Source organism: Amycolatopsis sp. NPDC043885 (genome assembly GCF_056435685.1).
This window is the reverse complement of sequence record NZ_JBWKEA010000009.1, coordinates 300,128-308,908: the sequence shown is the minus strand read 5'-3', so window position 1 is coordinate 308,908 and position 8,781 is coordinate 300,128. Positions and strand designations below refer to the sequence as shown.

The 8,781-nt window shown below is 65.4% G+C and carries 5 protein-coding genes; all 5 read left to right on the top strand.

What is annotated here, in order from left to right:
- Positions 1-278: 278 nt before the first annotated feature.
- Genes AC069I_RS26265 through AC069I_RS26245 form a run of 5 tightly spaced genes read left to right on the top strand, consistent with a single transcriptional unit; the run spans position 279 to position 8,742 of the window.
- On the top strand, positions 279-2,027 hold the full coding sequence (locus AC069I_RS26265; RefSeq protein WP_478227762.1) for a fatty acyl-AMP ligase: 1,749 nt from the start codon (positions 279-281) through the stop codon (positions 2,025-2,027).
- Positions 2,024-3,826: an acyl-CoA dehydrogenase family protein gene (locus tag AC069I_RS26260; RefSeq protein ID WP_478227761.1), complete on the top strand. Its 1,803-nt coding sequence runs from the start codon at positions 2,024-2,026 to the stop codon at positions 3,824-3,826. The genes AC069I_RS26265 and AC069I_RS26260 overlap by 4 nt, the downstream gene beginning before the upstream one ends.
- Positions 3,823-5,523 carry an acyl-CoA dehydrogenase gene (locus tag AC069I_RS26255; protein WP_478266582.1) on the top strand — a complete coding sequence of 567 codons (1,701 nt, stop codon included), beginning with the start codon at positions 3,823-3,825 and terminating at the stop codon, positions 5,521-5,523. The genes AC069I_RS26260 and AC069I_RS26255 overlap by 4 nt, the downstream gene beginning before the upstream one ends.
- Before the next feature lie 37 nt (positions 5,524-5,560).
- The gene (locus AC069I_RS26250; RefSeq protein WP_478227759.1) at positions 5,561-5,809 is read left to right on the top strand and encodes an acyl carrier protein; all 249 of its coding nucleotides are present in this window, start codon (positions 5,561-5,563) and stop codon (positions 5,807-5,809) included.
- A 26-nt stretch (positions 5,810-5,835) separates the two neighbouring features.
- Positions 5,836-8,742 (top strand): type I polyketide synthase, encoded by a 2,907-nt coding sequence (locus AC069I_RS26245; protein WP_478266581.1) that lies wholly within the window; start codon positions 5,836-5,838, stop codon positions 8,740-8,742.
- Positions 8,743-8,781: the final 39 nt, after the last annotated feature.

The following is an 8,781-nucleotide window of genomic DNA, read 5'->3' as shown; positions in this document are numbered from 1 at the left end:
GTCCGGTTGATGTCAACATGTGCGGGTTGGAAGAGGTTCGGGAGTGGCGTTTCGGGTTAGAACCCGAAACGCCACTCACGACCACCCCGCGCCGACCACGCCACGTTTGCCTTACCCCTTATAACTCCACGCCGCCACCCGTGACCAGGGGCCACTGGGATGGCCTCTTTTTCGATTCTGCGGCGAACAGCAGACTGTGACGGCCCGAAGCCACGGTCTGTGCTCTACGGCACCCGAACCGGGCGCGAAACACCACGCAATGATGGAAAGGTCTCCTGTTGAGCGACGGACTCGATTTTGTCACTTTGTTCCGCAACCGGGTTGCCGAAAACGCCGACAAGCGTGCGCTCGTCTTTCTCCGGGAGTCAGGGACCGGCATGACCGAAGAGAGCGTGACATATCGCGATCTCGATTCGAGGGCCAGGCGTGTCGCGATCTGGCTGCGGGAGAACACCGAACCGGGTGAGCGAGCGATCCTGCTGTTCCCGCCTGGACCAGAGTTCGTTATCGGCTTTCTGGGATGCCTCTACGCCGGCGTCATCGCGGTACCCGCGCCGCTTACCGCATCAGGCGGGAATGGCGCTGCTCGTTCCCGGGCCCTCGCGCACGATGCTCAAGCGAGCGTGATTCTCACCGAAAGCAGCTACGCGGCGACCATTCGCGACTGGCTTGATCACCACGTCCTGCCCCGCCGGATGCGTCACGCCGCGACGGACATGCTTCCCGCGGCCTCGCCGCGTGCGTGGTTCCCCGTCAAACTGACCTGGCAGACGACCGCGTTCCTCCAGTACACGTCGGGCTCGACCGATCGGCCCAAGGGAGTCGTGGTCACTCAGGGGAACCTGATGAGCAACCAGCACCTCATCCAGCAGTCACTGGGCACGGGCCGGGATGACTCGCTGGTGGGCTGGCTTCCGCACTTCCACGACATGGGTTTGATCGGGCAGCTGCTGCATCCGCTCTACTTGGGTGGAACTACGCAGTTCATGTCCCCGATGACGTTCCTGATGCGTCCACACCGGTGGTTGTGGGCGGTCAGCCGCTACCGCGGCACCGTGAGTGTCGCACCGGACTTCGCCTTCAGGTTGGCTACGGACAGGGTCACCGACGATCAACTCGCCGAACTGGATCTGTCTTCACTGCGTGTGCTCTGCAACGGATCCGAGCCCGTGCGGCACGACTCACTGAAGGCCTTCATCGAGCGGTTCCGGCCCGCCGGACTGGATGAACGCGCGATCCTTCCGTGCTACGGGCTCGCCGAGTCGACTCTCTTCGTCACAGGTACCAAGGGCCGGGGAATGGTGACCCGCGCGGTGGACGCCCAAGCGCTGGAACGAAACGAACTGAAGGACGCGGATTCGTCGGCGAACAGCAGTGTTCTGGTGAGCTGTGGAACGCCATCGGGGGTCACGGTCCGAATCGTCGACCCGCTGACCCGGAGGCCCTTGCCGGACGGTCAAGTGGGTGAGGTCTGGGTACGCGGCGGCAGTGTGGCGGCGGGATACTGGAACCAGCCGATGGAGAGTGTGCAGACGTTCCGTGCGACGGCCGCCGACGGTGACTACCCCTTCCTCCGTACCGGAGACCTCGGCGTGCTGGACGGCGGCGAACTCTATGTGACCGGCAGGCTCAAGGAGCTGCTGATCGTCAACGGCCGCAACCTCTACCCGTGGGACATCGAGCGAACAGCCCACCTGGCCCATCCCGCGCTGGGCAAGGGAAGGGCCGCCGCCTTCGCCATCGGCGAGCGCTGGGATCAAGTGGTTCTCGTACACGAAGTGAGCGCGGCGCGGTTGCGGGAGGCCAGTGCCGACGAACTCGCCGCGCTGGTGCGGCGCAAAGTGCGAGCCGACCTGGACGTCCAGTTGGCCCACGTGGTCATAGTGCGCTCCGGCGCGATCGCGAAGACGACCAGTGGCAAGGTGCAACGACGGCTGATGCGGGAGAAGTTCCTCTCCGGGCAGCTGAAGTCCCATCCGGCGTCCTCGACCACCGTGACCTTCGCCGACTCGAAGGTGGGTCGATGAAGTACCGGCCTTGGGAGCCCATACAGCGTTTGGAGCCGGTCCTCGGAAACCCCGAGGACCAGGGTCAGGAATTCGGCTATGCCCAGCTTGCCGCGCTAGACCACTCCGGCGAATTCCCGCATGGTGTCTGCCGGTACTTGGACGAACTCGGTCTGGGCCGGTACTACGTTCCCGCGCACCACGGCGGCCTGCTCACCAGCTATGAAACCACCGCGCATTTGGTGCGGATGCTGGCGAGGCGGGACATGGGAGTCGCCGTCGCGCACGCCAAGACCTACCTCGGTGCCGTTTGCGTCTGGATTGCCGGGAACCGATCCCAATCGACTTCCCTCGGCCGCATGATCACCGCCGGCGTCCCGGTGTCCTGGGGCCTCACCGAGCGGGATCACGGGAGCGACCTGGCCGGCGGCGAACTGGTCGCGGAGAAGTCGGGTTCCTCATACCGGTTGCGGGGTGAGAAGTGGCCGATCAACAACGCGACCAGGTGTGGCGTGATGTGCGTACTGGCGCGGACCGATTCTCTGGGTGGGCCGCGGGGTTTCAGTCTCTTCCTCGTCGACAAATCCACGCTGCCCGGCAGCTACCGATATCTGCCGAAAGTTCGCACGCTGGGCAATCGGTGCGCTGATGTCAGTGGAATCGTGTTCTGTGACGCCGAAGTTCCGGCGGATGCGCTGATCGGCACCGAGGGCTCCGGGCTGGAGAACGTCCTCAAGGGGCTACAGGTCACCCGGACGTTGTGTTCCGCACTGTCCCTCGGCAGCAGCGATCACGCGCTCCGGATCGCCATCGACTTCTTGGAGAACAGTAGCCGGGATGGCCGCACCGTCATCGATCTCCGGCGAGCGAGGAGGACCATAGCACTCGCGTACGCGGATCATCTGCTGGCGGAAGCGCTTTCCGTCGTGGCCGTTCGCTCCGTCCACACGCTCACCTCCGAACTCGCTGTGATCGCCGCCGTCACGAAGTACCTCGTCCCCACCCGCACGGAGGCGGCGATCGCGCGCCTGCGGCACTTCATGGGACCGGCCGCGCTTCACCAGGACGACCAGCGCCGGGGCAGCCTCGGCAAGGTCGAACGCGACCATCGCGTCGTCTCACTGTTCGACGGCAACACCGTGGTCAACCTGCATTCGCTGATCAGCATGTTCCCACTCCTTTCCCGGGCGCGCGACAAGCGGCTCGCTCCGGACCACGAAGGGCTCGCGGCATGCTGCGAGCTGTCCCGGCCGACACCACCGGCCAAACTCGACAGGCTGGCTCTGATACCGCGAAACGGAGCGAGCTTTCTGCTCGCGGCGGAATCGTCGATTTCGAAGATCGCCGCGCTCGCGAACGACAACCCATTGCTCATACCACTCGCCGCAACGGCAAAACGGCTGGGCGAGGCATTGGACGAACTGTGGATGGACATCGCCGAGGAACCTTTGTCCGGAACGGACATCTCGAACCGCCTCTTCGCTGTCGCCAAGCGTTCCGCCCTCTATTTCGCCGGCGCGGTAGCGATCGAACTGTGGTTGCGAAACCATCGAGAAGTACCGGTACGGCGTCCCACGGGACGTCCGAGGCAGGCCGAAGATCTGCTGTGGCGTAACGGTGTCTGGCTTCATGCAGCGCTATACCGGATCCTGGCCGCGACCGGCGACCGGCACGGCGCCGTCGCCACCCCGCCGTTCGACGTGCTCTTCGACGTCTTGGCCGACCAGGTGAAGGACGAGCGACTTCCGTCGCTCTTCGGTTTTCAGCTCGCCGAGGCGACGACCGCGGGGACCCCGAGCAGTTACGGCAAGCTGTCATGACAGTGGATCTCGAGACCGAGTTCGGAGATCCGTATCTGCCCGGAAACCCGCTCGGACACAATGCCATCATCGAAGCGGACGAACGAGGCGAGGTCTTCGAAGCCGGCGAGGAACTCCTCGATTGCTTGTCCCTCAATGCCGAGTTCGTGCCACCGCGGCTGGGTGGCAGGCTGGGCACCGCGGACGAATTCATCAGACGTTTGCGACCGGTGTTCCGGCGTGACGCCGCCCTGGGCATCGGCTACGGGGTGCCGACACTGCTGGCGTCTCTCAACGTGTGGCTCGCGACGGACAACGCCCAGCAGCAGAATGCCCTTGCCGAGAGGATCTTGGGCGGGAGCAAGGTCTGCCTGGCCCATGGGTCACCGGGAATGTACCCGGACCCGGCCGCACTCGAGCTCACGGCTCGTGAGCGAGGCGACCGGTACGTCCTCGACGGACACGCCGGTCTCGTCTTCAATTCCGACCGTGCCGACAGCGCTGTCGTCATCGCGCGAACGGCCTACACCCAGAATCAGCGCTCGAGGTCGCTCCTGCTCGTCGACTTGACGGCGCTGCCCGACGAGAGCCGACGGAGATCACCCAGGGTCCGCACCCTCGGGCTGCGAGATTGTCATCTCGGTGGACTGGAGTTCAGCATGTGCCCCGTCCCGCGGGACAGCCTCATCGGCTGGTCGGGCATCGGCGCCAGTCTCTCGCGTCGCTCTTCCGAGATCGGCGGCTGTCTGACCACGGGACTGTCTCTCGGCATGCTCGACGCCAGTCTTTTCACCGTGTTGCGTTTCGCGCTTCACCGCCGGCTCTACGGCCGGGCCGTCAGCGACATGCCCCATGCCAAAGCGACCATCGCCGGCGCGTTCGCCGATTTGCTGGTCGCCGATTGCCTCGTCACTACGGCGGCCCGGGCCCTGCATCTACTACCGGGCCATTCCCGGGCCTACGCGGCGGCTACTCGGTATCTGGTCCCGCTGTTGATCGAAAACGCGATGAACGAGTTGTCAGTGGTCCTCGGCGCGAGGTATTACCTTCGCGAGGGGGAACATGCGATCTTCGGCAAACATTTCCGTGATCTTCCATCCCTGAGCTTGGTCTACCCGGACCACACGCCCGATGAGATCACCATCGCGGCGCACCTGCCCGCCTTTGCCCACGCGCAGCGCCATCCCTCGAGTTCGGCCGAATCGATGTCCATCTTCACCCCGGACACGACGCTGCCCCCGCTCGAGCACAACCCGCATCCGACGCGCGCGCAGGGCGATCCCCTGCTCGCCTGCCTTGAGCCCTGGCTGGGCGAGTTGCGTGGTGAGACGAGGACGACCACGGACCTCTCGACCATCGCCACCCTCCTGCTCACCGAGTTGGACCACCTCGCGACCCACGTCAGCCGAGCCCACGTTTGGCAGCTGGACCCGGCGAACAATACGGACGGCGGAACGCTGTCGGAACGCTATGCGATCTTGCTGGCAGCGACCGCATGCCTGGGCATCTGGCGGCACAACAGAGATCGGCGTGTACTGGCCGGCTCGGCTTGGATCCGGGTCGCTCTGCGACGGCTGCTCGGCCGGCTCATGCCCGGAACCCCGCCCGGCGCGAGTGAACTGGACGACGAGCTGTTCACCGAGCTGCTCACCCGCGCGGCCGAAGAGACCAGCTTCTGCCTCGACGAAGACCCCGTCCGCCGAACGCTGCCTCGTTGAGTGGCGAACCGCCCTCCCCCACGACAAGGACAAGATCATGCCCGCAAACGAAATAGCCAGGTGGCTCATCCAGAAGGTCGCGAGCTATCTCGCGATGGAGCCGGACCGTATCGACATAGCCCGTCCGCTCGCCGAGTACGGACTCACTTCGGTGTACGCGCTCACCTTGTGCGGAGAAATCGAAGACCACTTCGGCGTACCGGTCGAACCGACGCTGGCGTGGGACTACCCGACCGTGACCGCGATGTCCGAGTACCTGCGCACCCAGTTGGCGGCGCCGCGATGACATGGGGAGCAGGACCGATCAGTCCCGTGGCCGTGGTCGGCATCGATTGCCGATTCCCTGGAGCGCCTGACAAGAACGCATTCTGGGATATGCTGCTCAAAGGTGATCATGGAATCACCAGGATTCCCTCCGACCGATGGGACGCTGAGGCGTTCTATTCAGCCGAAGGTAAACCGGGAACCATGAACACCACGATGGCAGGCTTTCTCAGCGACCCGGCGTCCTTCGATCACGAGTTCTTCGGTATCTCACCGCATGACGCGCGCGAAATGGACCCTCAGCAGCGCCTCCTGCTCCAGACGAGCTGGCGTGCGATCGAGGACGCCGCCATCGACCCGGCGTCGTTGGCAGGCAGCCGGACGAGTGTCCACGTCGGAATCATGTCCAGTGAATGGGCCATGCTGCACATGGCGGACTACGCGGAGATAACCCCGCAACGGGGCACGGGCAACGGCTACCACATGGCGGCGAACCGTATTTCCTACCACCTCGATCTCAAGGGGCCGAGCGTGGCGGTGGACACGGCCTGCTCGTCGTCCCTCGTGGCCGTACACCTCGCTATCGCCGCGTTGTCCGCCGGCGACTGCGACCTCGCGATCGCGGCCGGCGTCAACATCATCCTGACTCCCGCGCTTTCGATCTTCTACACGCAGGCGGGTCTGTCCGCGGCGGACGGGGAGTGCAAGCCGTTCAGCGCTCACGCCGATGGGATCGGCCGGGGCGAGGGGGTAGGCGTGGTCGTGCTGCGTCGGCTGAGTGACGCGATCGCCCACAAGCAGCCCATCTACGCGGTCATCGAAGGGTCCGCGGTCAGTCACGACGGCCGAAGCAATGGCGTGACGGCACCGAACCGATGGTCACAGCAACAGGTCATCGGTAACGCGTACGCCCGCGCCGGAGTAAGGCCCGGCGAAGTCAGTTTCGTCGAGGCACACGGAACAGGCACCACGCTCGGCGACATGATCGAAGTCCAGGCTCTCGGCGCTGTGCACGCGGGTGAACGGGAACAACCTTGCGCGCTCGGTTCCGTGAAGGGGAACATAGGCCATACGGAAGGAGCGGCCGGCGTCGCGGGGTTGATCAAGACTTGCCTCGCCTTGGATCGTCGAATACTGCCGCCAAGCAGGCACAGCGACGACGAGAACGCCGATCTGCGCTTGGACCAGCACGGCCTGTGGCTGGCCCGGCTGCCGATGCGGTTGCCCGCCGAGGGCACGGTTCGCGGCGCGGTGAGCAGTTTCGGCTTGGGCGGTACCAATTCTCATCTGGTATTGGCGACTCCCCCGGTCGCGGACCGCCGGCCGGAACGAGGTGGTGCGGGTGTGCTGACCGTCTCGGCCGGCACTCTCAAGGCGCTGCGGCGCAACATCGCCGCCCTCGCCGAGGTGATCGATCGCGAGCCGTCGGAACGTCTGCCTCAGATCTGCCACAGCACCAACCTCGTGAAGACCTCCCTCAAGCACAGGTGGGCCTTGCCCGCCTGGAATCGTGAGAAACTCAAAGCCGACCTGCGCTCGCAGATCGGCGATCCTCGAATGCCGGTCGGCAGCGGGTATGCCACTCCGAAGGTGATCTTCCTGTTCACCGGCCCCGGCGCCCAATACCCCCGGATGACCCGCGCACTGTACGACAACCTTCCCGCTTACCGCGATCGGTTCGATGAGGTCGACTCGGCCATGCGTCCGTATTTCGGCCGGTCGATAGCCTCCGTGGTCATTGACGACATGTGCCCCGACGGCGCCTCCATTCACAACCCCGGGCTGGCCCAGCCCGCATTGTTCGCGGTCGGGTATGCGCTGGGCGCCACCCTCCGGGACCTCGGCGTGTGGCCGGAGGCGATGCTCGGGTATGGCATCGGCGAGTACGCCGCCGCAAGCCTCGCGGGGGTGCTGTCGCTATCCGCCGCCTGCAAGATCGTCGTGGCGCTCGCCGCATCGGTCCAGAAATTGACCGACTACGGCGCCATGGTCGCCATCGAGGCGACGGCCGCTCAAGTGCAACCGCACGTCGATGCCGAGCCGCATGTCGCGATCGCCGCGTTCAACGGCCCTCGCGACTTGATCATCGGAGGTGACGCCGACGCCATCACCCGGCTCAGCGGCACGCTCAGTGAAGCCGGCATCGTCACGAAGCCGGTGCTCGGCGCGCCTGCCTTGCATTCGCCACTGATGGGGCCGATGGTGACCGAGTTCAGCAGGACCGCCGACGGTATCACCGCTCATCGTCCGGCCGTCCCGATCGCGTCGACCGTGCACGGCCGTCTCGTCACAGACGATGAGCTGGGCTCCGCCTACTGGGTCGAGCAGGTCACCGCCCCGGTCCGGTTCGATGCCGCACTCGGCGCGGTACGTGCACTTACGCCGACCCACCTGATCGAGATCGGTCCCACGTCGGTCGCCTCCGACCTCATCCGGCGCGCCGATCCCGGCCATGAGATGGCCATCCTCACGCCGTGCCCCGGCGAGGCGGCCACCGGCCACGAGGTCGCCCAGGTACTGGCCTCGTTGTATCGCGATGGGCACACCCCGCGCTGGCAGCGGCTGTACACCAAACAACAGCAGGTGCCTTGGCGGCTGCCGCCATACCTTTTCGACGATCAATCCCTTCCTTTACCCGTCACGACCACCCGGCGCGCGAACATCGAAGGTGGCGCGACGGCCCCTGCCCCTGCCCCCGCCCCTGCCTCCGAATCGATCGTCGAGCGAACGCTCGCGGCGCTGGCGGAGGTCGGTGGGTACGCGACGGCCGACCTGGCGATGGACGCCCGGCTGCTCGACGACCTCGGGTATGACTCGCTCACCCTGATCCGGTTGAGCGACCGGCTCACGACGATCCTTCCCCTCGACGGGTCGATGGATCTTTCCGAACTCCCCCAGCTCGAAACCGTGAGGGACGTTGTCTCGTACATCTCCTCGCGGCACAACGCTTCCTAGAGAGGAACGACCATTGCCCGCGGCACACATCGTGTCCAC

Coding starts and splice junctions, on each gene's coding strand:
- AC069I_RS26260 (WP_478227761.1), top strand. CDS start 2,024: ATGAAGTACCGGCCTTGGGAGCCCATACAGCGTTTGGAGCCGGTCCTC.
- AC069I_RS26255 (WP_478266582.1), top strand. CDS start 3,823: ATGACAGTGGATCTCGAGACCGAGTTCGGAGATCCGTATCTGCCCGGA.
- AC069I_RS26250 (WP_478227759.1), top strand. CDS start 5,561: ATGCCCGCAAACGAAATAGCCAGGTGGCTCATCCAGAAGGTCGCGAGC.